Below are 25,353 nucleotides of genomic sequence, written 5' to 3'. Positions count from 1 at the left end.
CCCATCCCCTTTTTGCACGTTCTGTTTTTTCTCTCTCTCGGCCTCGGCCTTCCCCTGCCTCTAGGCCCTCAGCAGCACCCCGCCCCAGGAAAGCCCGCCGCCGAACCCCATCATCAGAACCAGTTCGCCCGGCTTGATCACGCCATTTCTGCGGTTCTCATCCAGGGCGAGCCCCACGGAACCCGCCGCCGTGTTGCCGTAACGGTCCAGGTTGAGCAGGAACTTCTCCTTGGGAATCCCCGTCTTCCTGGAGATGAAGTCGATGATGCGCACGTTGGCCTGGTGCGGAATGATGTGGTCGATTTCCTCAGGCTTCACACCGCCGCGCTCGGCGAGGTCGGAGATGATGCGGGGGATGACGTCGGTGGCGAAGCTGAAGACGCTCTTGCCCGCCATCTTGAACGTGTTCTCCTTGGCCGCGATGCTCTCGGCGCTGACCGGCTTCCTCGATCCGGAGGAAGGAACCTGGATCAGCTCCCAACCGTTGCCGTCGCTTTGCATCACGGTGTGCAGGATCCCCTTCCCGGAGAGCCCCGCCCCGAGTATAAGGGCGCCTGCACCGTCGCCGAACAGCGGCGCGGTGGTCTTGTCATCCATGTCGAGGATCTTGGAGTAGGTATCGGCGCCGATCAGGAGCACCTTGCGGTATTTTCCGGAGCGGATCAGGTTGTCGGCCACTTCGGTGGCGTAGATGAAACTGCTGCAGACCGCGTTCATGTCGAAGGCGAAGGCCCTGGCGGCGCCGATGTTCTTCTGCACCATGCAGGCTGTTGCGGGAAGGATCATGTCGGGGGTGGAAGTGGCGACGATGATGCAGTCGATCTCGAGGGGGTCCACGTCGCCGTTCTCCAGGGCGAGGAGGGCGGCGTTGGTGGCGAGGTCCGAGGTGGACTCTTCAGCCGCCGCGAAGCGTCTTTCGCGGATGCCGGTCCGGGAGTGGATCCACTGGTCCGCGTCGTCCACCAGGTAGTCGAAGTGAGCATTGGGGACCACCCGCGCCGGCACGTAGCCGCCGGTCCCCAGGATTTCCGCACGTATCATGTAGAGAGCGCCTCCCTTGCATCCCGCTTGAACGGCCGGGAAACGCTACCCTTATCTCACAGTAAAATACTGTTTGTCAATTATCTCCTTTGAAAAAAGCGGCATCTACCACCCCGTACGCCCAGAGAATCATGAAAGCGCCCAAAAGCCATTTTACGTAAGGGGCATCCACCTGGATCGCAGCCAGCACCTGTTCGGGGGTGAGTCCCTGCTGCCCGGCCGCCATCAGCTTCCCTGCGCTTCGCAGCCCGACGAACAGCCCCCCGAGCAGAAAGATGTTATCGAGCAGGAGCATCACCCCTCCCTTGACCCGGCTCCCCCGGTACAGCTGCCCAAGCCCGGGGAGCACCAGGGCGGAAAGTGCAATGCATTTGATCCTGTTTGCCATCCATATCTCCTTATACACCCGCCGCTAGCGGGGATTGATTAAATTGTGTTGTGCAGCGGGCCGAATTTTGTTAGTTATCATCGCTATGGACCATGCCGAACGCATCAAAAGGCGCGACGCCATCATCCCGCTTTTAAAGGACCCGGACGCCGATGTGCGCCTGGCCGCCTCTATCGCCCTGGAGGCGCTGGAGGCGGCGGAGAGCCTGGAGGAAGTGTTCGATCGCCTGAAGCGCGGCGACCGCGCCACCAAGGTGACCGCCATCTACGCCCTGGGGCGCATCGGCGACGACAAGGTGCTGCCCATCCTCTACTACTGCGCCGGGAGGCCCGAAGAGGACATCCGTTGCGCGGCGGTCAAGGTCCTCGGCGAGATCGCCCGTCCCGACGCCCTCCCCACGCTTTTGGAGAAGCTCCAGGATCCGGCCGTCAGCGTGCGCGCGCTCGCCATCGAGGCGGTATCCCGCTACCGCAACCCGGCCCTGGCGGCCAAGATCGTCCCCTTTCTGGATGAAAACGACGGCATACTCGACGCCGAGGCGGCACTCGCCCTGGGACGGATGGGAGGAGCCTCCCTCTCCGACGCCATGATCAAGCTCCTTTCGTCCCCCTTCGACAAGACCCGCGCCGCCGCGGCCACCGCCCTGGCGCAGCTTCCCTGATCCCGGTTCACACTCCCCCGTCCGTCAACTCGAGAAACCCTTCCACTATGCTCCCGTCGAGCACGGTTCCGCGCGCCCTTCTGAGCGCCTCTATCGCCTCGCCACGCAGCATCGGCCGCTGATAGGCCCTGAGCGTCGTGGTCGCGTCGTAGAAATCCGCCACGGCGACGACGGCGCACGGCACGCCTAGACAGAGGGTGCGTGCCGACTCCGGGTAGCCGGTCCGGTCGAAACGCACGTGATGCCCGAGCACCGCCTCGATCACGCCCGGCGGCACCCCGGTCATGCCGCGCACGATCTCGGCTCCGTACTCCGGGTGCTTGCGGATCTCCAGGATCTCGTCCCTGGAAAGTTCGCCCGGCTTGTCGAGGATGCAGAGATCGACCCTGGTCTTGCCGATGTCGTGGAGGAACCCGGCCAACCCGCATTCCGCCACCTGCTCCACGTCATGTCCCAGGGACGCCGCCAGCGCCAGGGCCAGCACCCCGACACTCACGCTGTGCTGGAAGGTGTAGCCGTCACCGGGACCGGTCGGCGCCAGCTGAAGCAGCGAGGCGGGGTCTTTCGATGCGGCCCGCGCCAGGGCGCGCACGCGCTCCAGGAGAGGCTCCGCAGACGGCACCGCGCCCTTGACGATCTCCTCGAAGACCTCCTTCAGCGCATCGACAGCCTCGAGGCAAAGCGCGGAAATCCGCTCCATCTCTTTTGGCGAGGGGGACTTTACTCTTTTCTTGTCGACAGCGGGCACTGGGCCTCCTGGATCAAGCCAGCCGTTAAAAGGAAGGAGTGATTTTATCTTAGCGGGGGAAACCTTGTCAAACTGAATGCAAAGGCGCCCCCGCAAGCGCGCCGGAGTTGACACTGCTAGCCAAAAAGCTTAGGATTACCTAGCTTTTTTTGCCCGCCCTCGGCGGGGCTTGGGGGGATATGGCAAAGGTGAAGGTGAAGACCGGGTACGTCTGCTCCGACTGCGGCGCGACCTATCCCAAATGGCAGGGTCACTGTAGCGCCTGCGACGCCTGGAGCACCATAAAGGAGGTCCGCCTGGGCCCGGAACCACGGGCCGGCCGGCGCGACGGCTTCGCCGGCGCCATCTCCGCGGTCACCCTCCTGGGCGACGTGAAGTGCACGGAGGAAACCCGCTTCTCCAGCGGCAGCGACGAGTTCGACAGGGTGCTTGGCGGCGGCTTCGTTCCAGGCTCCGTGATCCTGATCGGTGGCGACCCCGGCGCGGGGAAGAGCACCATCCTTTTGCAGACCATGTGCCACGCCGCTGAGGCCAGGGAGGTGCTCTACGTATCGGGCGAGGAATCGCTGCAGCAGATCGCGGGGCGCGCACGCCGGCTGCAGCTGCCGCTGGACCGGGTCAAAATGCTGGCCGAGAGCTCGGTTGAGCGGGTCCTGGAGGCGGCCGAACGTGAGCGGCCCGAGGTGGTGGTCATCGACTCGATCCAGGTGATGCAGTCGGCAGGGATCGACGCCGCGCCGGGGGGGGTGTCCCAGGTCCGTGAGTCGGCAGCCGCGTTCACCTGCTACGCGAAGACCTCCGGAGTGGTCCTCATCATGGTCGGCCACGTCACCAAGGACCAGTCCCTGGCGGGCCCCATGACCCTGTCTCACATGGTTGACACCCAGGTGATGCTTTCCTCCACCGAGGACGCCCGCTACCGGCTCATGCGCACCACCAAGAACCGTTTCGGACCGGTGAACGAGCTGGGGGTATTCGCCATGACGGAGCGGGGGCTGCGCGAGGTGAAGAACCCCTCGGCCATCTTCCTCTCCCGCACCGAGAACGCGGCGCCGGGGAGCCTGATCAGCGTGCTATGGGAAGGCACCAGGCCCCTCCTGGTCGAGATCCAGTCACTGGTCGTGTCGGCCCAGTACGGCTCGCCGCGCCGGCTCGGCATCGGCCTGGACCAGAACCGGATCGCCATGATCCTCGCCGTGATAACCAAGCACGGCGGGCTGGTCCTCTCCGACCAGGACGTCTTCGTCAACGTGGTGGGGGGGATACGGGTGCTGGAAACCAGCGCGGACCTCGCCGTGGGGCTCGCCATCGTCTCCAGCTTCAGAAACTCGGTGCTCCCCCAGGATCTGCTGGTGTTCGGGGAGGTGGGGCTTTCCGGAGAGATCCGCCCGGTCTCCAACGGGGAGTCACGGCTGAAGGAAGGGGTGAAGCACGGATTCACCCGCGCCATCGTCCCCAAGGGGAACGCGCCCAAGAAGGAGATCCCAGGGATGAAGGTGGTCGGGGTCACCTGTCTCGCCGAAGCCCTGGACGCCATCTAGGCAAGACCGCGGCAGTTCCGGCAGTGTACGTCGCCGTTGCCGCACTTTTCGTTAAGAGGAAAATTTCACTTTACTAATTTAGAAAAATCCTCTTTAATGTCGAATTGATTAGAAAGGGTAGGTGTCATGAATTCGGAAAAGCTCGAGTACTTCAGAGGTATCCTGCAGGAAGAGAAACGATCGCTCCTGGAAGAGGCAGGCCGGACCGTCATGGAGATGAACTCCGACACGACCAACTTCCCGGACCCGACCGACCGCGCCACCCAGGAATCGGACCGCACCTTCGAACTGCGCATCCGGGACCGCGAGCGCAAGCTGATCGTAAAGATCCAGGAAGCGCTGAACCGCATCGACAGCGGCACCTTCGGCATCTGCGAAGTGTGCGAAGAGGACATCAGCGAAGCGCGCCTGAAGGCCCGCCCAGTGACCACCCTCTGTATCGACTGCAAGATGGAACAGGAAAAGAAGGAACGGTTCCGCTAGATACCCATCCCCACGAGTTGTTGGTCCTTCGGAGTGCGCATGGCTGCCCGGAAGGGAAATAACCTCCTGGAGCAAGCGTTACGCGTTGCCCAGTCTTCCGGCCGCTCCCATGAGGGCCGGCTCCGCGGCCTGCTCCGTCTGGCTGCCCGTACCCCCGGCTTTGCCTCGGCCTCCCTCTTTCTACCAGATTCTACAGAACCCGCGCTCAGCGAATGTTTCAGCTCCCTGCTCCCCGGTGCCAGCCGCAGCTGCCTGATCCCCTACGGACAGGGGTGCGCCGGCCGCGCCGCCGCCGAACTGCGCGAGGTCTACGGCAGCTCTGCCGACCTGCATCCCGAAGAGCGCGGCAGCGGCGAGGCGGGGCAGCTCGCGGCCATCCCCATCCTGGACGGCACGGGACTCGCCGCCATCCTCGCCCTCGCCTGCCCCGATCCCGAGCTTCCCGACGAAAGCCTGGCGCTTTGCCGGCAGCTGGTCCCGGTCTTCTCCCTCACCCTGGCCGGTCTCGCCGCCGAACAGGAGGCCCAAAAGGCGCGCGGCAACCTGGCGCTGCTCGCTTCGCTGGGGCAGCTGCTCTCCGTTCCCGCACCGGCAGCCACGCTGCTGCCGCAGCTGGTGAAGCTCTGCACCGGCTCGGGGCTCGCAGGGTGCGCCGTCATCCGGCTCGCCCCCAAGGGGCGCAACCGGGGGAGGGTGTTCAAAGGCTGCCACAGCTGCGCCAAGAGAGAGCTGACAGCGTTTCTGGAGGTCGAGCAGAGGCTTTCCGCGCGGAGCATCGCCGGCGGCGCCACCCGGACCGAAAAGCTACCGCTCCCGGGATCGTGCCGCTATGCCCTCTGCACCCCCCTCAGTAGCAACGGCCAGCAGCTGGGCGCCGTGACCCTGTTCGGCGGCGCGCAACTCCTTGGTACGGAACAGATCGAACTGTGTGAAACCGTTGCCCGCCAGATCGCCGCTGCGCTCACCGAGGCGATCTGCGAAGAGCGGGTGGCCAGCTTCGACACCGAAAACGAGAAGAAGCTGAAGGAACTCTCCCTCCTGTACCGGCTGAGCAACACCATGCTCTCCACGATCAAGCTGAACAAGCTGATCCACCTGACCCTTACCGCCCTCACCTCGGGCCCCACCCCCTTCTTCGACCGCGCCATGCTGTTCCTGGCCAACGAGCGCTCCGGCTCCCTGGTCGGGATGCTCGGGGTCACCAACGAGAACGCCCCTTCCCTTTCCATACCACAGGGGGGTGGCGACGACCTCCTCTCCAGCCGCTGGGACATCACCGAGGACGAGATGGCTGCCCAGCGCGAGTCGGAATTCTCGCGGCAGGTGCAGGGCAAAAGGCTCGAACTCGATCCCACACTGAACATCGCGTCCCAGGCCGTGCTCGAGAGGCGGCTGATCTACATTCCGGAAGAAGCCGGCATCGGCGCCGACACGCCCGCGGTATCGCGTATCGCGCTGGCCGCCTCACCGCTCATCGCCCACGGGCAGACCGTCGGCGTGGTGCTGGTCGACAACGCGATCACCCTCTCGCCGATCACCCAGGAACACCTCCGTTTCCTGCAGCTTTTCACCAACCAGGCCGGCATGGCGATCGAGAACTCGATACTCTACAACAAGATCGAGGACGCGCACCGCCAGTTGAGCGAGGCCCAGGAGAACCTGCTCCAGAAGGAGCGCCTGGCCGCCATCGGCGAGGTCGCCGCCGGCATCGCGCACGAGCTGAAAGGACCGCTGGTCTCCATAGGTGGGTTCGCCAGCCGGCTGGCCCGCAAGCTGCCATCGGAGAGCGAGGAACGGGCCAACGCCGATCTGATCGTACGCGAGGTGGTGCGCCTGGAGGGGATCCTCTCCGAGATACTGCTCTTCTCCAAGAAGACCACCATCTGCTATACCCGCTGCAACATCGCGGACATCGTCAAGGAATCCCTCGCCGTGGTCGCTCCGCCGGTCGAGGAGAAGCGGATCGAGATCAGCACGAAGTTCCCGCGTCAGCGCCAGCTCCTTTTGGGCGACTGCCAGCAGCTGAAGCAGGTGTTCATCAACATCATCCTGAACTCCCTCGACGCCATGAGCGCCGGCGGCAAGCTGATGATCCAGGTGCAGCCCAGCGAGCTCGACGGCAAGGAAGCGGTCACGGTTAAGATAGTCGATACCGGCGGCGGCATTCCGCTCGAGCAGCTGAACAACATCTTCACCCCGTTTTTCACCACCAAGGAGGGGGGCACCGGCCTCGGTCTCCCCATCGCCAACCGGATCATCACCAACCACGGCGGCAAGATCCAGGTGACCAACCACCCCGGCCTCGGCGCCGAATTCCGCATCGTCCTGCCCAAGCACTGGTGATACCGCCTCCGTTCTTTATGGGACGGCCCTTTCTTTTTTTTGTCGTTTCCCTCCTTCGCGTCGCCACCACATCACGGCACTCCCCCCTGTCAGTCATTGATGCGGGTATCCTTGCGGGTACTATGTCACTAAAATGTTCGTACTTTGCAACGAAGCCGCGATGCTTTATGCTGCCGGGACTCCCGCTACCGCGGGTGATGGACACATCTACAGGAGGACCTCCATGAAAGTCATCGGAATCAACGGCAGTCCCAGGAAGAAGTGGAACACCGCGCAGGTGCTGCAAAAGGCGCTGGACGGCGCGGCGGCGCAAGGGGCGGAGACGGAGCTTGTTCATCTCTACGAGGTCGATTTCAAGGGGTGTACCAGCTGCTTTGCCTGCAAGCTGAAGGGTGGCACGAGCTATGGAAAGTGCGCCATGCGGGACGGCCTTACCCCGGTCCTCGAAAAAATCGCACAGGCCGACGCACTCGTGCTCGGGTCGCCGGTCTACTTCGGCAGGGTCTCCGGTGAGATGTGCTCCTTCCTGGAAAGGCTTTTGTTCCAGTACTTCGTCTACTCACAGCCGCCGGCGTCGCTGTTCGGAAGAAGGATCCGCACCGCCTTCATCTACACCATGAACGTGCCGGAAACTCTCATGCGGGAGATGAACTACGCGGTTCACATCGGGGGGAACGAGAACTACCTGGCCAGGATCTTCGGCGGGTGCGAAACGCTCTGCTGCAACGAGACGGTCCAGTTCGACGACTACGGCAAATACGTCTTCAACTACTTCGATCCCGAGCAGCGGCGGCAAAGGCACAGCGTGCTCTTCCCGGAAAACCTCCAGAAGGCCTTCGAATTGGGCCAGCGGCTGGTTTCCCCCTAGCTTTTCACCGTATGACCGCGCCGGGGCTGTGGCGCAGGTAATGGCACAAATAGAAAAGGCACCTGCATCTCTGACGCAGGTGCCTTTTCAGGTTCCTGGTCAATTCCCGGGAAGAGCCCCCCTTGCGGGAGGGAGTTGCGGGATTGGGACCTTTCCATGCCTTGCGGCTTCACCCACCCCGCTCCCCTCACGTCCAAGGAGGGGGAGGGGCGTTTGCACAATTCCTGAAATCACCTGAAGAGGCTTTTCCGGCGTAGGTGTTTTAGCACGCCGCACTTCTTCAAGTTTCCGCGCCTCCTTCCGATAATACCTGTATGCAGCATGAAACTTTCGAGGAGGGATCAGCATGCCTATCGTGACGTGGGACGGAAGTCTGGCGGTCGGACACGAGATGATCGACCAGCATCACGAACACCTGGTGGAGCTGCTCAACAAGACTTACGACGAGTTCTGTGACAGGAAGGACCAGGAGGTCCTGCAGGCGGTGCTCGATGAACTCATCGACTACGCCACCTACCACTTCAGCCAGGAAGAGCTCCTCATGGAGAAGACGGGTTTTCCCGACACGCCTGAGCACCTGAAGGAACATGCCTACTTCATCCGCAGGGTGAAGGAGATACAGAAGGACTTCGTGACCGGTGCCTCCCACCTCTCGCTCGAGATCATATCCTTTCTCAAAAACTGGCTGGTGAACCACATCGCTCAAAGGGACACCGTGCTCGGGGCCTACGCCACCACGCACCAGGAAAAACCCGTCGTCATCGTCCTCGACTGAGAGAACTGTCCCGCCGCTCATAGCTTTCCCTGTCAAAGGCATGCCCCCTTGTCAGACCAGGAGGGCCCGGTGCGCCATAATTCGTTCAAGTTGTGGATCATGGTTCCGATACGCTGTGACTAGCGGTGGAAGCCCGCCGTGATGTTCGGATTTGACGCAGGAAAGGTGGCCAGAACGGCCATGCTTGACGGGTAGAAGACCATGAGGAAATTGATCGGCCGGCTGCCGATTCGGAAAAAGCTGATGCTGATCCTGCTGATCTCCAGCGGGTTCACCCTTGCGCTCGTCTCGCTCACCTTCGTGGTCGGCACCTTCGTCTGGTCCCGTATCGGGATGCACCAGGAACTCTCCACTCTCGCCTCCATCGTCGGGCACAACAGCTCAGCCGCGGTCGCCTTCGGGGACAGGGCCGACGCCCAGCGCACGTTGCAGTTCCTCAAGGACAAAAAATACATACTGGAGGCGTACGTCCTTGCGGAGGACTGGCAGCCTTTCGCCTCCTACCAGGCCGCAGGGGCCGGGCGGCAGGCCAAGTCCGGCAAGGCGCTGGCACTGGAAGCGGCATGGGGAGACATGTGGGACCTCGACGGGGACATGGTGGTCAGCTCGAAGATCATCCTCGAGGGACAGCAGTTGGGGACCGTGGTGATCCGGGCGGACTACCGTGAAGTCAACAGGCAGGTCATCTGGGTGCTGGGAGCCGCACTCCTGTCGATGCTGGGGAGCCTGTTTTGCTCCTACTTCGTTTCGCTCCGGCTGCAGGGGGTGGTATCGGCGCCCATCGTGCGGCTCGCCCGCACCATGGAGGGGGTCTCCCGGGACCAGGACTACGCGGTCCGGGTCGAAAAAAGCGGCGACGACGAACTGGGCGCCCTGATGCAGGGGTTCAACGAGATGCTGCGGCAGATCCAGGCCCGCGACCGCGAACTCGCCAGCTACCGGAACCAGCTGGAACAAAAGGTGGCGCAACGCACCGGTGAACTGGAACTGACGGTGGCCGAACTGCAGCGCGCCATGGAGGCGGCACAGACGGCGAGCCGCGCCAAGAGCCAGTTCCTGGCCAACATGAGCCACGAGATCCGCACCCCGATGAACGGGATGCTGGGGATGACGGAACTGCTGATGGCCACCAGGCTGGACGAGCAGCAAAGACGCTTCGTCTCCTCGGTGCGCCGCTCGGGAGAGGCGCTCCTCAGCATCATCAACGACATCCTCGACTTCTCCAAGATCGAAGCGGGCAAGCTGGAGCTGGAGGAGACCGCCTTCAACCTGCAGGAGACGGTGGCCGACGTGGTCGAACTCCTGGCCGAGACGGCGCACCGCAAGGGGCTCGAGATCGTCGCGCTGGTGGAAAACGACGTCCCCCCGCTGCTGGTGGGGGACCAGGTGCGCGTGCACCAGGTCCTGATGAACCTGGTGGGAAACGCGGTGAAATTCACCGACCGGGGGGAGGTGGTCATTCGCGGGACCCTCAAGGAGGACCGCGGCGAGGAGGTCGTGGTGCGGCTCGAGGTTGCGGATACCGGCATCGGGATCCCCCCCGAGGTGAAGGAGAGGATCTTCGAGGGGTTCTCCCAGGCGGACAACTCGACGACGCGCAAGTACGGCGGCACCGGCCTGGGACTCACCATCGCCCGCCAGCTCGTGGAACTCATGGGGGGGGAGATCGGCCTCGAGAGCGAACCGGGCATGGGCTCGACCTTCCGCTTCACCCTCAGCCTGCGCCGGGAGACCGCGCAGAGGAGCGATCCATCCGAACGCGCCTCCCTCGCGGGTTACCGGGCGTTCATAGTCGACGACAACTCGACCAACCTGAGCATCACGCACCACGAGCTGCACGCCTGGGGCATCAAAGCCGACATGGCGGACAACGCCGCGACCGCTCTCGACCTGATGCGGAAGGCGGCAGGGGACGGGTCGCCCTACGATTTCGCCATACTGGACATGCAGATGCCGGGGATGAACGGTATCGACCTTGCCCGCGCCATCAAGGCGGACCCGGCGCTCGCCCCGACGAGGCTCCTCATGGTGACATCGGTGGGTCAGTACGGCGACGAGGCCGAAGCGGTCAAGGCCGGCATCGCCTGCTACATCAGCAAGCCGGTGCGCCAGTCACGGCTGTACAACGCCATCGTCGACCTTCTGGGGGTGGGGATGAGCCATGCGGCGCAGCCGCAGGGAGACGCGGACCAGGGGGGAGAGGCACCCCTGTCGGCGATGGTGCTCCTCGTGGAGGACAACCCCGTGAACCAGGACGTGGCGACAGCCATGCTGGAGGCGTCCGGCTGCCGGGTCAGCGTGGCCAACAACGGGGCTGAGGCCCTGGAGGCCGTCTCCCGGCGCGACTTCGACCTGATCTTCATGGACTGCCAGATGCCGGTCATGGACGGCTACGCCGCCACCCGCGCCATCCGGGAGCGGGAGAGAAGCGCGCCGGAAGTAAAACACCGCACCATCATCGCCCTGACCGCCCACGCCATGCGCGGCGACCGCGAGCAGTGCTTCGCCGCCGGCATGGACGATTACCTGACCAAACCCTTCACGCAGGCGCAACTGGTCGCCCTGTTGCAGCGGTGGATCGTCCCGCCGCCACCCTCCGCGGAGGAACAGGTGGGGCCGGGGCAGGATGCGGTGGCGGTCGCCGGCGATGACCGCATCGATCCGGCGGTGCTTGACGAAATCCGCGCGCTGCAGCTCCCTGGCAAGCCGGACCTTTTGGTCAAGGTGGTGGGGTCCTTCATGAAGTCCAGCCCGCTGTTGCTGGCGTCGATGCGTGAGGGGTTGTCCGGAGGGGACCCGCAGGGGGTGCGCCAGGCCGCGCACACGCTGAAATCGAGCAGCGCCTCGCTGGGGTGCCTGGGGCTTTCCGAGACCTGCCGGCAGCTGGAGCTCCTGACGGTGGAAGGGGGCATGGAGGGGGCCGAGCCGCTGTTGTTGCGGATCGAGGCGCAGCACCGCAAAGCACTGGAGTTCCTGACCGCGCTCCCGGACCTCCCGCGGGCCTGAGAAAGGAGTCGAGCATGGAAAAGCGAAAAATCCTGGTGATCGACGACGACGAGACCATCACCACGTTGCTGCGCGGGGTCCTGGAATGGGCGGGCTATGAGGTCCGGCTGGCCGGCAACGCCGCCGAGGCCAACCGGCACCTCTGGGAGGGCGTGAAGCCCGACCTGATTATCCTGGACGTGATGATGCCCTTCCTCTCCGGTGACCGGGTGGCCGGGATCTACAAGTCCAACGAGGCGACCCGGGACATCCCCATCCTCTATGTCTCCGGCCGCCCGGAGGAGGAACTGAAGGCGCTCGTGGAGAGCACCGGGGCCAGCGGCTACCTGCACAAACCGTTCGGGACGTCGAAGGTGGTGGCCGCCGTGCAGGCGCTGCTGGGATAATTACATGGAGGAAACGACGACACACATGGAAGCGAACCCTTACGACGAGAGCGAACTGCGGCCCGAGCTGGTGCTGGTCGTCGATGACGACGAGATGATGCGGGACCTGGCCGTGGCGGCCCTGGAGCAGGCGGGGTTCTTCGTGGCCGAGGCAGAAAACGGCGTCATCGCCCTGGAGCAGTTCCGGCAGTTGCAGCCCGACATTGTCCTGCTCGACGTGATGATGCCGGAGATGGACGGCTTCGCGACCTGTCGCGCCCTGCGCGCCCTCCCCGCCGGCGTGGACGTGCCGGTCCTCATGATGACCGGGCTCGATGACACCCGTGCCATCGACCAGGCGTATCACGCCGGGGCCACCGACTTCATCACCAAGCCGATCCACTGGGCCATCCTGCGGCACCGGGTCCGCTACATGCTCCGTTCCAGCAAGGCGATCCGCGACCTCAGGGTGAGCGAGGCCCGTCTGAACAACGCCCACCGCATCGCCCACATGGGGAGCTGGGAGTGGGACGTCCTCAACGACAAGTTCCACTGGTCCCATGAGATATCCAACATCTTCGGCGTCGACCCGTCCGGATTCGACTCATCGTACTCGGCCTTCCTCAACACCATCCACCCGCTGGACAAGGAGCTCTTCAACAAGGCCTTCGAGGACTCCTGCTCCTTGAAGCGGCCCATCAGCCTGGACCACCAGATCGTGCTCCCCGGCGGCGACGAGCGCTGCTGCCACACCGAGGGCGAGATCGGCACGGACGATACCGGCCAGGTGGTGCGCATCTCCGGCACCATCCAGGACATCACCGAGAGGAAGCGGATCGAGGAGCAGGTCCGTTCCCTGGCCTACTACGACAGCATCACCGGCCTCCCCAACCGCGTTTTTTTCGGCGAACTCCTGGACCGCGCCCTCACCTTCGCGCGCCGCTACCGCAAGAAAGTGGCGGTTCTCTTCCTGGACCTGGACCGCTTCAAGGAGATCAACGACACCCTCGGGCACGCCGTGGGGGACCAACTGCTCAGGGAAGTCTCCGAGCGCCTCAAGCACTGCGTCCGCGGCTATGACTCCGTCTGGCCGGGGGGAGTAAAAGGGGAGGAAAACCCGGTGGCCCGGCTGGGTGGGGACGAGTTTACCGTCATCATGGAGGACATCCAGGATACCAAGGGGGTGATCGCGGCCTCGCAGCGGATCCTGCAGCTCCTCTCCGACCCGTTCCTCCTGGACGGGGTGGAGATCTGCGTCACCACCAGCATCGGCATCAGCATCTACCCCGACGACGGCGAAGACGCCATGACCCTGGTGAAAAACGCCGACACCGCCATGTACCACGCCAAGAGGGAGGGGCGCAACAACGCCCAGTTCTTCATGCAGGCCCTCAACGACGCCGCCTGCGAGCGGCTCCTCCTGGAGCGGCAGCTCAGAAAGGCGCTCGCCAACGAGGAATTCGTGCTCTACTACCAGCCGCAGGTCGATGCCGGCAGCGGCAGCATCATCGGGCTGGAGGCGCTGATTCGCTGGCAGAGCCCGGAGCTCGGCTTCGTCCCCCCCGGGAGCTTCATCCCCTTCGCCGAGGAGAGCGGGCAGATCACGCTGATCGACGAATGGGTGGTGCATGCCGCATGCCGCCAGCTCGCCGCCTGGCTCGCCCAGGGGATCACCCCCCCGAGGGTTGCGGTGAACCTCTCCGGCTGCCACTTCCTGAAGAAGAGCCTGGTGGAGATGGTCTCCGAGTGCCTGCAGAACTTCGGGCTGGAGGGGCGCCACCTCGAGGTGGAACTCACCGAAGGGGTGATCATGCGGGACGTGGAGCAGGCGACGGCCACCCTCGCGGAACTAAAGCGGATGGGGGTCACCGTCTCCATTGACGACTTCGGCACCGGCTACTCATCCCTGAGCTACCTGCGGCGCTTCCCCATCGACACCCTGAAGATCGACCGCTCCTTCATAACGGGCGTGACCAGGGACCCCGACGGTGCCGCCATCACCACCGCCATCATCTCCATGGCCACCAGCATGAGGCTCGAGATCGTCGCCGAGGGGGTGGAGACCGCCGAGCAGATGAGCTTCCTTCTTGAGCATGGCTGCTCCGTCATGCAGGGGTACCTTTTCTGCCGCCCGGCGCCCCCGGAGGAGATCACACGGCTCCTGGTCGAGGGGCTCGCCATGCCGTAAAAGGGGACTGGCTCCGCAGGTGCCTGTCCCCTTTTATCCCCGTCCCCTTTTATCCCCGGGACGGATTGCCCTTGATCCCCCTCCCCCTGCGGGAGGGGGTTAGGGGGTGGGGGAAGGTGCCATCATTTCCGTCTCCTGCGGCTTCACCCCCCCGCCCCCTCCCGTCAAGCGAGTGGGAGGCAGAAAAGCGGAGGCGGCCGGGCGCGCGGGCATCTCCTGTACCAGTCACCAGTTGCAATCCGCAGAAAATGTCTTACCCTTTCCCGAGAATTCAACCTGCGCAGGAGGAACTATGCCTAAAGTTACTTTCAAGGGAAACCCGGTGACACTGGTGGGGCCGGAACTGAAGGTGGGAGATGCCGCTCCCAATTTCGCCGTGGTGGACAACTCTCTCAACCAGGTGACCCTGGCCGACTATGAGGGAAAGGTGAAGATCATAAGCGCCGTTCCTTCACTGGACACACCGGTCTGTGATACGGAGACCAGGCGCTTCAACCAGGAGGCCGCCGGCCTCCCCGGGGATGTGGCGCTGCTTACCATCAGCGCCGACCTCCCCTTCGCCCAGAAGAGGTGGTGCGGCGCGGCCGGGATCGACAAGGTGGTCACCCTCTCCGACTACCGCGACCGTTCCTTCGCCCTCGCCTACGGCGTACTGATCGAGGAACTCAAGCTCCTCTCGCGCGCCATCTTCGTCATCGACCAGAAGAACGTGATCCGCTACATCCAGTTCGTCCCCGAGGTGACCCAGGAGCCGGACTACGCCGCGGTGCTCGCGGCGGCGAAGGGGCTTCTCTAGTCTCAACCGCGTCAGAACGCGAAGAGGGCGCCCGCGGCTTTGCAGCGGGCGCTTTTTTTGTGCCTGCCGCGCACGGCACTCCTGCCGGATTTTTCTGGACGCGGCGCATACGTTGATAGTAAAAGGATGGTCATGGAAACCAGAACGATCCCCACCACGCTGCAGGTAAGCTACGCGCTGGCGGTACTCGCCGTCTTCACGGTGCTGCACTTCCACCTGCTGCCGGCGGTGTTCGCCGGGCTCGCGGTGTACGCGCTGACGGCGAAGCTCGCGCTGAAACTCCCGGGACGCTGGGGGTCGCTCACCCAGAAGCTGGCGCTGGCGGGAATCATCCTGTTCGTGATCGGGCTCGTTTCCGCAATCGGCCTGGGACTTTGGTCCTTTTTGCGCGGGCACCACGGCATGTCCAACCTCCTGGGGACCGCCGCCGAGACCCTGGACAACCTGAAGCGGAACCTCCCCGAGGACCTGACCGCCATGCTGCCGGACACGGTGGACGAACTGCGCGAGCAGATCGTCACCATGCTGCGCGAGCACGGCAAGAACATCTCGTCGGTGGGGATGTCCGGGGTGAAGACCTTCGCGCACATGGTCCTGGGGATGGTGGTGGGAAGCCTCGCCGTGCTGCACCGCTTCAACAAGGAGGAGGGTTTCCCTCCGCTGGCCGCCAACCTGCACGACCGCCTCCTGAACCTCGCCAGCGCCTTCGACAAGGTGGTGTTCGCGCAGGTGAAGATCTCGCTTCTGAACACGGCCCTGACCGCGCTCTACCTGGCGGTTATCCTTCCCCTGTGCGGCGTCCAGCTTCCCATGGTGACGCTTTTGATCCTGCTCACCTTCATCGCCGGGCTCCTCCCGGTGGTGGGAAACCTCATCTCCAACTTCACCATCGTGCTGATCAGCCTCGGGGTTTCCCCCATGGTCGGCGTCGCTTCCCTCGTCTTCCTGGTGCTGATCCACAAGCTTGAGTACTTCACCAACGCCCGCATCGTCGGGAGCGAGGTGAAGGCGAGCGTGTGGGAGCTTTTGACCGCCATGCTGGTCATGGAAGCGATCTTCGGCGTCGCGGGGCTCGTCGCGGCCCCCGTGGTCTACGCCTGGCTCAAGCAGGAACTGAAGGCCTATCGCCTGGTCTGACGGCGCGCCCTGGCCAAAGGGGGACGCCGTAGTATGATCTTCCCCATGTCCGCCATCCACCACACAACGAGCTTCCCCGCTTCCCGCACCGGTCCCCGCGCCGGCACGCCCCCCCCTCGCATCCTCCCGGTATTACCTTCGCGCCAACCAGTGCCGCAATGGGCGATGCGCCTTCTCGGCGCTCTCGTCCTGCTCCTCGTTCTTTTCTGTCCCGCTGCCCGGTGCGCCCTCGCCTCGACTTCCTCCTCCGCCACTCTCTACTACTTCTGGGGCGAGGGGTGCCCGCACTGCGCGAAGGCGAAGCCTTTTCTTGAGGAACTGCAGCGCAAGCACCCGGGACTGAAGGTGGAATCATGGGAGGTGCTGGAACACCGGGAGAACATACCGCGACTGATGCGCATGGCCAAGGAGAGGGGGCGGGAGGCGACCGGGGTGCCGGTCTTCATCATCGGAACACACTATTTCAGCGGTTTTTCCGAAGCAACCCCGGCACAGCTCGAGGGGGCGGTAGAGGAGGCGCTGAAGCCGCGCGCCGTCACCCCCCAGGTCCCCGGTGCGGTCACCCCGAAGAGGGCTGCGCCCCAAGCCGGCACCCCTGGTACGGCCGGCGGGCTCACGCTTCCCGGGGTGGGAGAGCTCGACCCGCGGCGGCATTCCCTCCCCTTCTTCACCCTGGTGATCGCGTCGCTGGACAGCTTCAACCCCTGCGCCTTTTTCGTGCTCTTCTTCCTCTTGAGCCTTTTGATCCACGCCCGTTCCCGGCGACGCATGTTGCTGATCGGCGGGGTCTTCGTGCTCGTCTCGGGACTCCTCTATTTCCTGTTCCTGGCGGCCTGGCTCAACCTGTTCCTGCTGGTCGGGACACTCCCCGCCGTCACCACGACCGCCGGGATCCTGGCGCTCCTCATCGGGTTCATCAACGTGAAGGACTTCTTCCTGTTCCGGCAGGGGGTGACGCTCGGCATCCCCGAGGGGAAAAAACCGAAGCTTTTCGCCCGCATGAGGCTGCTTCTGAAGGCCGAATCGCTTGCGCCCCTTCTGCTGGGAACCGCCGTGCTCGCCGTGGCCGCCAACAGCTACGAGCTTTTGTGCACCGCGGGGTTTCCCATGGTCTTCACCCGCGCGCTGACGCTGCACCGGCTCGCCGCCGCTGGCTATTACTTCTATCTCGCCCTGTACTGCCTGGTCTACGTGGTGCCGCTGGCGGTGATCGTGGTGATCTTCACCGTCACCCTGGGGGGAAGGAAGCTGAGCGAATGGCAGGGGCGGGTGCTGAAGCTCGTTTCGGGGGTGATGATGCTGGGGCTCGCGGTGGTGCTTCTAATGAGGCCCGCGCTTTTGAGCGACCCGCTGGTCTCCGGTCTGCTGCTCGCCGCGACCCTGGCCGTCGCGGTGGTGCTCGCCCTGTGCTTCCGGCCGGCGCGCGGGGACGGGGGACAAGACGGCGGGGCTACCCGGTAGCGAAGGTCCCGGAGAGGGCGGACCTGATCTTGTCCGACAGGCTCGCCATGTCGAAGGGCTTCTGGATGAAGTTGACCCGGCCGCGGTCCACCCCCTTGTCCAGCAGGGTTTCCGGGGCATAGCCGGACATGTAGATGATCTTCAAATCGGGGCGCAGGGCGAGGATGGCTTCCACCGCCTCCTTGCCGCTCGCCCCCGGCAGCATCACGTCCGACAGCACCAGGTCGATGCCATGTTCCGTCCGGCACAGTTCGAGCGCCTCGGTCGAATCGCCCGCCAGCAGCACGCGGTATCCCATGTGCTCCAGCATCTTCAGGGTCATCCTCCCCACGATCTCGTCGTCCTCGACCACCAGCACGGTGCCGCTCGCCTTCCCCGGCGCTACCACCTTCGTCTCCTGGACCCGGTCCCGGACGCGGGGGAGACAGACCCGGAAGGTGGTTCCCTCCCCGCGCTTGCTCTCCACGGTCACAAACCCGCCGTTCTGGGTCACCATGCCGTACACGCTGGCAAGCCCCAGGCCGCTCCCCTGCCCCACCTCCCGCGTGGTGAAGAAGGGTTCGAAGACGTGCCGGCAGGTCTCGCCGTCCATGCCGTGCCCGGAATCGGAGATCGCTATCTCCAGGTACTCCCCCGGCGCCGCGTCGATGTTGGTGTAGCAGATCTCCTCGCCGGCCGTGATGTTGCCGGTGGCGATGACCAGGGTCCCCCCGCCGGGCATGGCCGCGCCGGCGTTGCTGGCGATGTTGGCGACGATCTCCTCCAGCTGGGCCGGGTCGATCCGCACCGGCCACGGCTCCGGGCAGAGCTTCAGGGAAACCCGCGTCCCCGGTCCGGCCAGGAGCGATACCTTGCGCGCCAGCACCTCCAGCGCCTGGTTCACATCCACGTTCTTCGGCGAGATGAGCTGCTGCCGCGAGAAGGAGAGGAGCTGCGCCGTGAGGTCCCGGGAGCGCTGCGCCGCCTTGCAGATCTCCTGAAGCGAATCGGTGACGCGCGAGTTGGCGAAGTGCTCCATCCCCAGCATCTCCGCGTAACCGATGATGACCGACAGCATGTTGTTGAATTCGTGAGCGACACCTCCCGCCAGACGCCCCACCGATTCCATCTTGATCGACTGCCTGAGCTTGTCCTCCAGGAGCTTTTGCCTGGTGATGTCGTTGATGATCATGCCGCAGTAGCCGGGCCTGGGACGGAAGAGCCAAACCTGGCACCACTTGCCGTTGAAGAAGTAGCGCTCCAGGGCGAGCGGCGTCCCCTCGCGGGCGAGCTGCCCCAGGCTTTCCAGCTGGGACGGCTCGAAATCGGGGAGGAGCTCCAGCATGGTCCGCCCCACCAGCTCCTCCTCGGTCCTGCCGGTGAAGGCCTCGAAGGCGGGGTTGATCTCTACGAAGCGGAAGTCCGCCGGGGTTCCCATCGGCCCCAGGAGCATCTTCAGGAGGGCGAACCCGTTCCCCATGTTCTCGAACAACAGCCGGTACTTCTCCTCGCTCTCCTTGAGGTTGCGGTGCACGGTCCTGGCGGACACGATGGCCATGGCGCAGACGCTGGCGGCGCTGGCGGCGAGGTTCAGGTATCTCTGCAGGTGCCGGGGGAGGGCGAAGTGGGCGGCCCACAGCCACCCCACCAGACCGTTGTGGCTCAGGCGCACCAGGAACCCTCTTCCCTCCTCCGCCACCTCGAAGCTTCCCGGCATCTCCCCGGCGAGCTGGCGCAGCCTCCGGTCTTCGGTCACCGCCTCGCCATGACGGTAGAGCGGCCCCCCGTTTCCCGGGATGAAGGCCGCTTCCCTCGCCCCAAACAGCATGGCGAACAGGGTAAGGAGCTCTTCGACCACCCGTTGCTCGCCGCTGCTGCTCGACACCCTGGAGAGCAGGTCAAGGAGCAGCGCGTAGTCGGAGGCCGGCGCAGGCGCGGCGTCGCCCCCCTCTGCGCCCTGCCGCTCCAGCTCGCCGTGCGCCCTTTCCAGCTGCAGGCTCAAAAGCTCGAGCCCTGCGGCAACCGCCTCGACCGGCCGCTGCACGAAAGCCCCGAACTCCTCCAGCGACCGGAGACTCTCCGGCGAGCTCCCCGTGTCGACCAGGGTCACCCTGGAGCAGCTTTCCGCGAAGAATTCGGCACCGGTACTCTCGTTAAAGCCCCACCCCTCCACGAAGGAACGCCACCGGGCGAGCCATCCGGGGGTGACCAGGTACGCCCCGGCGGCGGTGTGCCTGTCGAAGGCGTAATCACCGCAGATAAGCGCTGCGCAATGGCGCTTTTTCAGCAGATGTACCCGGCGCAGGTCGTCAGGTGGGGCACCCAGGTGCGCCAGGCACTCCCCCCCGACCACGATGGCGGGAGAGGGGCCGCATATGCGCCGCAGATCGTCCCACGAAACGGGGGGGCGGCCGCAGCACCCGGTGAAGGTGGTGCATTCCACCCACCCCAGGCACCCCTGGGCCAGGGCGGCCCTGACGTCCCCCCCGAGTGTCTCGCAGCAGTAGATGCGCGTGGTCGCCATCCTCAATCCCTCCCGCCGGTACCGGTGTAGCTGCCGAATTCCCGCGCCGCCTCGCCGATGAGGCGCAGGGTCGCTTCGGGCACCTGCCAGGGGATCTCGCCATGCTGGTCCGAGAGGATGAAGCCGCCGCCGGGGGCCGCGGCATCGATGGCCCCCTTGACCGCGGCCAGGGTGGCCCCCTCGTCCCAGGAGCGCATCTCTACGCCGTTGAGGTTTCCCAGCACCGTGAGCCGGCCCCGGCAGGCGTTCTTGACGGCCGCGAGCTCCTCTTCCCCTCCCACCCCCACCATCATGGTGCCCGAAGCGGCCAGGTCATCCACCACCGGGAGGCAGGGGCCGGAGGCGAGGTGGGTGGCGGTGGGACCAGAAATGGCCGCCATGGCCTTTTGGGCTGCGGGAGCGCCGTAGCGGCGGTACAGGAGGGGATCGATCAGTTTGGGTGAGGCGAGCGGGTCGAAATAACAGATGGCGTGGGCACCGGCGGCAAGCTGGGCGTTGGCCCAGTCGGCGCAAAAGGCTCCGTTGAGCTCCATGAGCCTCTGCATGAGGTCCGGGCGGTCGAACATGAGGTCGAGGTAGTGGTCGAAGCCAAGCTGCATGACCGGGAGCGAGAAGGGGGACATGACGACGCCGATCACCGGTACCGCCTCCCCGACCGCCTGTCTCAGGGCGCGCTGGGCCTCGAGCACGCGCCTCAAGCACGGCACGTCCTCGACCCGCGGCGGGGTGAGCGAGGCGATCGCGTCGGCCGTGACCGGCGGAGGTCCCGCGTTGGGAGGGCCGTCCTCCCTGAAGATGGTGCACCCTCCCCATGCCTCGGCCTCGAGGGAGGCGTGAAAGAAGGTGTAGATGCAGTCGTGACCGTAACGCTCCAGCATGCGCAGCTGCCCCTGCACCACGTGCTCGGCCCTGGAGAAATACTTCTCGATGGTGAGCCCCAGTTCCCGCGCGCCGTGCAGGGATAGGAGCAAAAAGAGCGGAACCCGGTCCGGCTCCCGGTGCGACAGCGTGGTGAGGACGCGTTCCATGCTGGTCATGACTCCCCCTCCCTGAGCTGCCCCAGGGCCAGCAGCACCTGCGAGGCGGTGTCGCAGCTCAGATCCGCCCCCACCTCCCTGTGCAGCGCGGGGTCAAGCCGGAAGGGAGCGCCTCCCACCACGATGCGGCATTCCACCCCGAGCCGGTCCAGGGCGTCGCGCACCTCCCGCACCTTCAGGGCGGACGGCAGCATGAGCGCGGAGATGAGGAGCACCCGCACCCCGTCCCGTTGCACGCGCCGCACCAGTTCCTGCGCCGACACCGTCCCGTAGTCGAGGTAGGGGACGCCCGCCCCCTTGAGCACGAAACCGACCAGGCGCTTGCCCAGCAGGTGGTAGTCCTCGAGCACCGCCAGCGCCACGCGCCTGCGTTCGTCCACGCAGTCGGACCGCCCCCCGAGCACCTGCTCCATGAACTCCTCGCACACCCGGCCGCTCATATAGACATGGGAGAGGGAAAGATCGCCGCGATCCCATTTCTCCCCGATGACGGAGAGTGCCGGTGCGATTACCTGTTCGCAAAAACTGAGGGGGGAGAGGCCGGAATGGTCATAGATCTGCCGCACGGCCAGCCGGTCCATGCTGACCAGAGCGGCTTCCAGAAGTAGCACGGGCGGACTGTAGAGATGGTCGGCAGCGTTACCAGAGTAGCAGGAGGTGGCCATGCATTTCTCCAGGTAGCAAGTTGTTACACAACAACGACAACCGGATCCAGCCAACACAGCTTGAACGGAAGAAGGGAGAGGTAGTAAGCCAGGTAGGAATAAAACTTACACCTCCTTCGATGATTAGTCCACTGCAATGTCTTGTCTTTCTGACAGAGGCTGGCTCCTTATGACAACTTTTTCTTCTGCTGGTGACTGCAATCACAATTCCTATGAGTGTTTTGTCCGGCCGCCACCGCCTCCAACAGGCCGCCCGTTGACTGGACGGCGCAAGACATTATCATTCCCTAATGTCAAATTTCCTGCAGCGAGGTGGCTATATGGGCACATTCGACATCGTCGTCGTGGGAGCAGGCATTTCGGGATCAACGCTGGCGGAGCGCTACGCCTCCCGCGGGGCGCGGGTGCTGGTGCTGGAGAAACGGCACCACATCGGGGGAAACTGCTATGACAGTTACGACAGGCACGGCATCCTGATCTCCAACTACGGCGCCCACCTTTTCCACACCGAGTTCGAGGACGTCTGGCGCTATGTGAACCGCTTCTCCGACTGGTACCCTTACGAGCACCGCGTGCTCGCCCGCGTGGACGGCAAGCTGGTGCCCATCCCGGTCAACATCACCACCGTGAACTCCGTCTTCGGGCTCTCCCTGCGCAGCGAGGAGGAGATGCGCGGCTTCCTGGAGCGGGTGCAGGTAAAGCACGAAGCGCCCAGAAACGGCGAGGAGGCCGCCCTCGCGCGGGTGGGACACGTCCTCTACGAGAAGATGTTCAAGCACTACACCAAGAAGCAGTGGGACAAATACCCGCACGAACTGGACGCCTCCGTGCTGCAGAGGATCCCCATCCGCACCAACTTCGACGACCGCTACTTCAGCGACCGCTACCAGGCGCTCCCGGTCAACGGCTACACGAGGCTCTTCGAGAAGATGCTCCGGCACCCCAACATCGAGGTGCGCCTGAACAGCGACTACTTCGACGTGAGGCAAAGCCCCGAGCTGCGCGGCTGCCGCAAGCTCTTCTACGCCGGCCCTATCGACCGCTTCTTCGACTACCGCCATTCCCGCCACAAGAAACTGCAGTGGCGTTCCATCCGCTTCGAATGGATCACCCTGGACCGGGAATTCTTCCAGGAGAACTCGGTGATCAACTACCCCGACCCGGCCGACGGCGAGTTCACCCGCATCGTCGAATACAAGCATTTCACCCGCCAGAAACACCACAAGACCACCATTTCCCGCGAATACACCACCGACGAGGGGGATCCGTACTACCCGGTCCCCACCCCGGAGAACGAGGCGATCTACCGGCGCTACCAGGAGGAGGCGGAGCGGCTCCCCGACGTGCACTTCGTCGGGCGCCTGGCCAACTACAAGTACTTCAACATGGACCAGGCCTTCAAGAACGCCCTCGACCTCTTCCACACCCTGGAAGGGGATGACGGCCCCCAGTTGTAAATCGCCTCCGCCCTGCTAGTCTATGCGGGTGAATTTTTTTTAATCCTTTTTCGAGGCTTGTACATGGAATACCCCCGCCCGCAACTGCAGCGCCCCGAATGGCTCTCCCTCAACGGTCCCTGGCGCTTCACCTTCGACGACGACGCGCGCTACGGCGTCCCGTCCGACATCGGGGCCTGGCCCCTCACCATCGAGGTCCCCTTCGCCCCGGAAGCGAAGGCTTCGGGGATCGGCGACACCGGTTTCCACAAGGTCTGCTGGTACCAGCGCGACTTCGAGTACCGCCCCGAGGAGGGGAAGAAGGTGATCCTCCACTTCGGCGCGGTGGATTACCTGGCCCACGTCTGGGTGAACGACATGCTGGTCGCGAGGCACCGCGGCGGCTTCACCCCGTTCAGCGCCGACATCGGCCACCTCCTCTCCCCCTTAGGCACCCAGCGGTTGACGGTCCGGGTGGAGGACGACCCGGAGGACCTGGAGAAGCCGCGCGGCAAGCAGGACTGGCGCCCGGAGCCCCACGCCATCTGGTACTACCGCACCACCGGCATCTGGCAGACGGTCTGGCTCGAACAGGTGCCGGAGACCTACGTGAGACGGATCCGCTGGTCGCCCCACCTGGAGCGCTGGGAGATCGGGTTTGAGGCCTTCATCCTGGGGCCCATCGCGGACGAACTCGAGGTGCAGGTGCGCCTCTCCAGCGACGGCGACCTCCTGGTCGAGGACCGCTACCGGGTGATACGGGGGGAGGTGCACCGCAGGATCGCCCTTTCGGATCCCGGCATCGACGACTTCAGGAACGACCTCCTCTGGTCCCCCGAGCACCCGCGCCTCATCGACGCGGAAGTGAAGCTCTTGAAGGGGGGGGAGGTGATCGACAGCATCACCTCCTACACCGCGCTCCGCTCGGCGAAGGTGCACCGGGACCGCTTCCTTTTGAACGGGCGGCTCTACCCCCTGAAACTCGTGCTGGACCAGGGGTACTGGCCGGAGACCCTGATGACGCCCCCGTCAAGCGAAGCCGCCCGGCGCGACGTGGAACTCGCCAAGCAGATGGGGTTCAACGGGGTGAGAAAGCACCAAAAGCTCGAGGACCCGCGCTACCTCTACTGGGCGGACCGGCTCGGGCTCGTGGTCTGGGGCGAGATGCCCTCCGCCTTCCGGTTCACCACCCGCGCCGTGAAGCGCCTGATGCGGGAATGGACCGAGGCCATCGAGCGGGACTACAGCCACCCCTGCGTCATCGTCTGGGTCCCCTTCAACGAGTCATGGGGGGTCCCGGACCTCACCGCCACCCAGGCGCACCGCGACGCGGTGCACGCCTTCTACCACCTCACCAAGACGCTCGACCCCGAACGCCCGGTGATCGGCAACGACGGATGGGAAAGCTCCGCCACCGACATCATCGGCATCCACGACTACGACAACAACCCGCAGACGCTCAGGGAACGGTACGGCCCGCAGGTGAAGCCGGACGAGCTCTTCGACCGGCGCCGGCCGGGGGGGCGCATCCTCACCCTGGACGGCTACCCGCACCGGGGGCAACCCATCATCCTCACCGAGTTCGGCGGCGTCGCCTACGTGAACCCCGCCGACGAGAGCCACCAGGGGACCTGGGGGTACTTCAGGCACGCGAGCCTCGAGGAGTTCGAGAAGCTGGTCCTGGCCCTCATCGACGTCGCCCGGGGGACCGCCATGTTCAGCGGTTTCTGCTACACCCAGTTCGCCGACACCTTCCAGGAGGCCAACGGCCTCCTCTACGCCGACCGGACCCCCAAGATCCCGCTCGAGAGAATCTGCGAGGCGGTGCGCGGCCAGGTCGAGGAGGGGGCGCTGCACTGGGAAAGCACCTAGCCATCCCGCCTTAACTCCTGCGAAAAGAGACCCTCCCGC

General features: G+C 64.7%; 20 protein-coding genes. 14 read left to right on the top strand and 6 right to left on the bottom strand.

Annotated elements, in window-relative coordinates:
* Positions 1 to 60: 60 nt before the first annotated feature.
* On the bottom strand, positions 61 to 1,041 hold the full coding sequence (locus KP001_RS17075; protein WP_217286774.1) for a beta-ketoacyl-ACP synthase III: 981 nt from the start codon (positions 1,039 to 1,041) through the stop codon (positions 61 to 63).
* Positions 1,042 to 1,117: 76 nt separating this feature from the next.
* A complete protein-coding gene (locus tag KP001_RS17070; protein WP_217286773.1) occupies positions 1,118 to 1,429 on the bottom strand; it encodes a hypothetical protein in 312 nt (103 codons plus the stop codon).
* A 67-nt stretch (positions 1,430 to 1,496) separates the two neighbouring features.
* On the opposite strand from KP001_RS17070, the gene KP001_RS17065 reads away from it, so the two are divergent.
* Positions 1,497 to 2,090, top strand: coding sequence for a HEAT repeat domain-containing protein (locus KP001_RS17065; protein ID WP_239027813.1), 594 nt, complete (start codon positions 1,497 to 1,499; stop codon positions 2,088 to 2,090).
* Positions 2,091 to 2,097: 7 nt separating this feature from the next.
* Here KP001_RS17065 and KP001_RS17060 read toward each other — a convergent pair whose 3' ends face one another.
* On the bottom strand, positions 2,098 to 2,838 hold the full coding sequence (locus tag KP001_RS17060) for an HD-GYP domain-containing protein (protein WP_239027812.1): 741 nt from the start codon (positions 2,836 to 2,838) through the stop codon (positions 2,098 to 2,100).
* A gap of 179 nt (positions 2,839 to 3,017) precedes the next feature.
* On the opposite strand from KP001_RS17060, the gene radA reads away from it, so the two are divergent.
* The 11 genes from radA (at position 3,018) to KP001_RS17005 (ending at position 17,801) form a co-directional block, all read left to right on the top strand.
* Positions 3,018 to 4,379: a DNA repair protein RadA gene (gene radA, locus KP001_RS17055; protein WP_217286772.1), complete on the top strand. Its 1,362-nt coding sequence runs from the start codon at positions 3,018 to 3,020 to the stop codon at positions 4,377 to 4,379.
* A gap of 126 nt (positions 4,380 to 4,505) precedes the next feature.
* Complete coding sequence (gene dksA / locus KP001_RS17050) at positions 4,506 to 4,862, top strand: RNA polymerase-binding protein DksA (protein WP_217286771.1); 357 nt, start codon at positions 4,506 to 4,508, stop codon at positions 4,860 to 4,862.
* 39 nt (positions 4,863 to 4,901) lie between these two features.
* Positions 4,902 to 7,205, top strand: coding sequence for a GAF domain-containing sensor histidine kinase (locus KP001_RS17045; RefSeq protein WP_217286770.1), 2,304 nt, complete (start codon positions 4,902 to 4,904; stop codon positions 7,203 to 7,205).
* 223 nt (positions 7,206 to 7,428) lie between these two features.
* Positions 7,429 to 8,073: a flavodoxin family protein gene (locus KP001_RS17040; protein ID WP_217286769.1), complete on the top strand. Its 645-nt coding sequence runs from the start codon at positions 7,429 to 7,431 to the stop codon at positions 8,071 to 8,073.
* A gap of 346 nt (positions 8,074 to 8,419) precedes the next feature.
* Complete coding sequence (locus KP001_RS17035; protein WP_217286768.1) at positions 8,420 to 8,848, top strand: bacteriohemerythrin; 429 nt, start codon at positions 8,420 to 8,422, stop codon at positions 8,846 to 8,848.
* 201 nt (positions 8,849 to 9,049) lie between these two features.
* The gene (locus KP001_RS17030; RefSeq protein ID WP_217286767.1) at positions 9,050 to 11,854 is read left to right on the top strand and encodes a response regulator; all 2,805 of its coding nucleotides are present in this window, start codon (positions 9,050 to 9,052) and stop codon (positions 11,852 to 11,854) included.
* 14 nt (positions 11,855 to 11,868) lie between these two features.
* Positions 11,869 to 12,240 (top strand): response regulator, encoded by a 372-nt coding sequence (locus tag KP001_RS17025; protein WP_217286766.1) that lies wholly within the window; start codon positions 11,869 to 11,871, stop codon positions 12,238 to 12,240.
* 25 nt (positions 12,241 to 12,265) lie between these two features.
* Positions 12,266 to 14,407 carry a putative bifunctional diguanylate cyclase/phosphodiesterase gene (locus KP001_RS17020; RefSeq protein ID WP_217286765.1) on the top strand — a complete coding sequence of 714 codons (2,142 nt, stop codon included), beginning with the start codon at positions 12,266 to 12,268 and terminating at the stop codon, positions 14,405 to 14,407.
* Positions 14,408 to 14,699: 292 nt separating this feature from the next.
* Positions 14,700 to 15,203 (top strand): thiol peroxidase, encoded by a 504-nt coding sequence (gene tpx, locus KP001_RS17015; protein ID WP_217286764.1) that lies wholly within the window; start codon positions 14,700 to 14,702, stop codon positions 15,201 to 15,203.
* Positions 15,204 to 15,335: 132 nt separating this feature from the next.
* The gene (locus KP001_RS17010; protein ID WP_217286763.1) at positions 15,336 to 16,340 is read left to right on the top strand and encodes an AI-2E family transporter; all 1,005 of its coding nucleotides are present in this window, start codon (positions 15,336 to 15,338) and stop codon (positions 16,338 to 16,340) included.
* 33 nt (positions 16,341 to 16,373) lie between these two features.
* On the top strand, positions 16,374 to 17,801 hold the full coding sequence (locus tag KP001_RS17005) for a glutaredoxin family protein (RefSeq protein WP_217286762.1): 1,428 nt from the start codon (positions 16,374 to 16,376) through the stop codon (positions 17,799 to 17,801).
* Here the strand turns inward: KP001_RS17005 and KP001_RS17000 are convergent.
* Genes KP001_RS17000 through KP001_RS16990 form a run of 3 tightly spaced genes read right to left on the bottom strand, consistent with a single transcriptional unit; the run spans position 17,791 to position 22,006 of the window.
* Positions 17,791 to 20,304: a response regulator gene (locus KP001_RS17000; protein WP_217286761.1), complete on the bottom strand. Its 2,514-nt coding sequence runs from the start codon at positions 20,302 to 20,304 to the stop codon at positions 17,791 to 17,793. The genes KP001_RS17005 and KP001_RS17000 overlap by 11 nt on opposite strands.
* 2 nt (positions 20,305 to 20,306) lie before the next feature.
* Complete coding sequence (locus tag KP001_RS16995) at positions 20,307 to 21,341, bottom strand: uroporphyrinogen decarboxylase family protein (RefSeq protein WP_217286760.1); 1,035 nt, start codon at positions 21,339 to 21,341, stop codon at positions 20,307 to 20,309.
* The gene (locus tag KP001_RS16990) at positions 21,338 to 22,006 is read right to left on the bottom strand and encodes a cobalamin B12-binding domain-containing protein (protein ID WP_217286759.1); all 669 of its coding nucleotides are present in this window, start codon (positions 22,004 to 22,006) and stop codon (positions 21,338 to 21,340) included. The genes KP001_RS16995 and KP001_RS16990 overlap by 4 nt, the downstream gene beginning before the upstream one ends.
* A 320-nt stretch (positions 22,007 to 22,326) precedes the next feature.
* Between KP001_RS16990 and glf the strand changes: the two genes are divergently transcribed.
* Complete coding sequence (glf, locus tag KP001_RS16985) at positions 22,327 to 23,463, top strand: UDP-galactopyranose mutase (protein WP_217286758.1); 1,137 nt, start codon at positions 22,327 to 22,329, stop codon at positions 23,461 to 23,463.
* 63 nt (positions 23,464 to 23,526) lie between these two features.
* On the top strand, positions 23,527 to 25,314 hold the full coding sequence (locus KP001_RS16980; protein WP_217286757.1) for a glycoside hydrolase family 2 protein: 1,788 nt from the start codon (positions 23,527 to 23,529) through the stop codon (positions 25,312 to 25,314).
* The last annotated feature ends 39 nt before the right edge of the window (positions 25,315 to 25,353 follow it).

The sequence above is a fragment of the Geomonas subterranea genome (assembly GCF_019063845.1).
Lineage (GTDB): Bacteria > Desulfobacterota > Desulfuromonadia > Geobacterales > Geobacteraceae > Geomonas > Geomonas subterranea.
This window is presented reverse-complemented; position numbering and strand designations above follow the sequence as displayed.

Bases quoted from the DNA above. Each gene is read 5' to 3' on its own strand.
- KP001_RS17075 (WP_217286774.1), bottom strand. From the start codon at position 1,041: ATGATACGTGCGGAAATCCTGGGGACCGGCGGCTACGTGCCGGCGCGG.
- KP001_RS17070 (WP_217286773.1), bottom strand. From the start codon at position 1,429: ATGGCAAACAGGATCAAATGCATTGCACTTTCCGCCCTGGTGCTCCCC.
- radA (WP_217286772.1), top strand. From the start codon at position 3,018: ATGGCAAAGGTGAAGGTGAAGACCGGGTACGTCTGCTCCGACTGCGGC.
- dksA (WP_217286771.1), top strand. From the start codon at position 4,506: ATGAATTCGGAAAAGCTCGAGTACTTCAGAGGTATCCTGCAGGAAGAG.
- KP001_RS17045 (WP_217286770.1), top strand. From the start codon at position 4,902: ATGGCTGCCCGGAAGGGAAATAACCTCCTGGAGCAAGCGTTACGCGTT.
- KP001_RS17040 (WP_217286769.1), top strand. From the start codon at position 7,429: ATGAAAGTCATCGGAATCAACGGCAGTCCCAGGAAGAAGTGGAACACC.
- KP001_RS17035 (WP_217286768.1), top strand. From the start codon at position 8,420: ATGCCTATCGTGACGTGGGACGGAAGTCTGGCGGTCGGACACGAGATG.
- KP001_RS17030 (WP_217286767.1), top strand. From the start codon at position 9,050: ATGAGGAAATTGATCGGCCGGCTGCCGATTCGGAAAAAGCTGATGCTG.
- KP001_RS17025 (WP_217286766.1), top strand. From the start codon at position 11,869: ATGGAAAAGCGAAAAATCCTGGTGATCGACGACGACGAGACCATCACC.
- KP001_RS17020 (WP_217286765.1), top strand. From the start codon at position 12,266: ATGGAAGCGAACCCTTACGACGAGAGCGAACTGCGGCCCGAGCTGGTG.
- tpx (WP_217286764.1), top strand. From the start codon at position 14,700: ATGCCTAAAGTTACTTTCAAGGGAAACCCGGTGACACTGGTGGGGCCG.
- KP001_RS17010 (WP_217286763.1), top strand. From the start codon at position 15,336: ATGGAAACCAGAACGATCCCCACCACGCTGCAGGTAAGCTACGCGCTG.
- KP001_RS17005 (WP_217286762.1), top strand. From the start codon at position 16,374: ATGATCTTCCCCATGTCCGCCATCCACCACACAACGAGCTTCCCCGCT.
- KP001_RS17000 (WP_217286761.1), bottom strand. From the start codon at position 20,304: ATGGCGACCACGCGCATCTACTGCTGCGAGACACTCGGGGGGGACGTC.
- KP001_RS16995 (WP_217286760.1), bottom strand. From the start codon at position 21,341: ATGACCAGCATGGAACGCGTCCTCACCACGCTGTCGCACCGGGAGCCG.
- KP001_RS16990 (WP_217286759.1), bottom strand. From the start codon at position 22,006: ATGGCCACCTCCTGCTACTCTGGTAACGCTGCCGACCATCTCTACAGT.
- glf (WP_217286758.1), top strand. From the start codon at position 22,327: ATGGGCACATTCGACATCGTCGTCGTGGGAGCAGGCATTTCGGGATCA.
- KP001_RS16980 (WP_217286757.1), top strand. From the start codon at position 23,527: ATGGAATACCCCCGCCCGCAACTGCAGCGCCCCGAATGGCTCTCCCTC.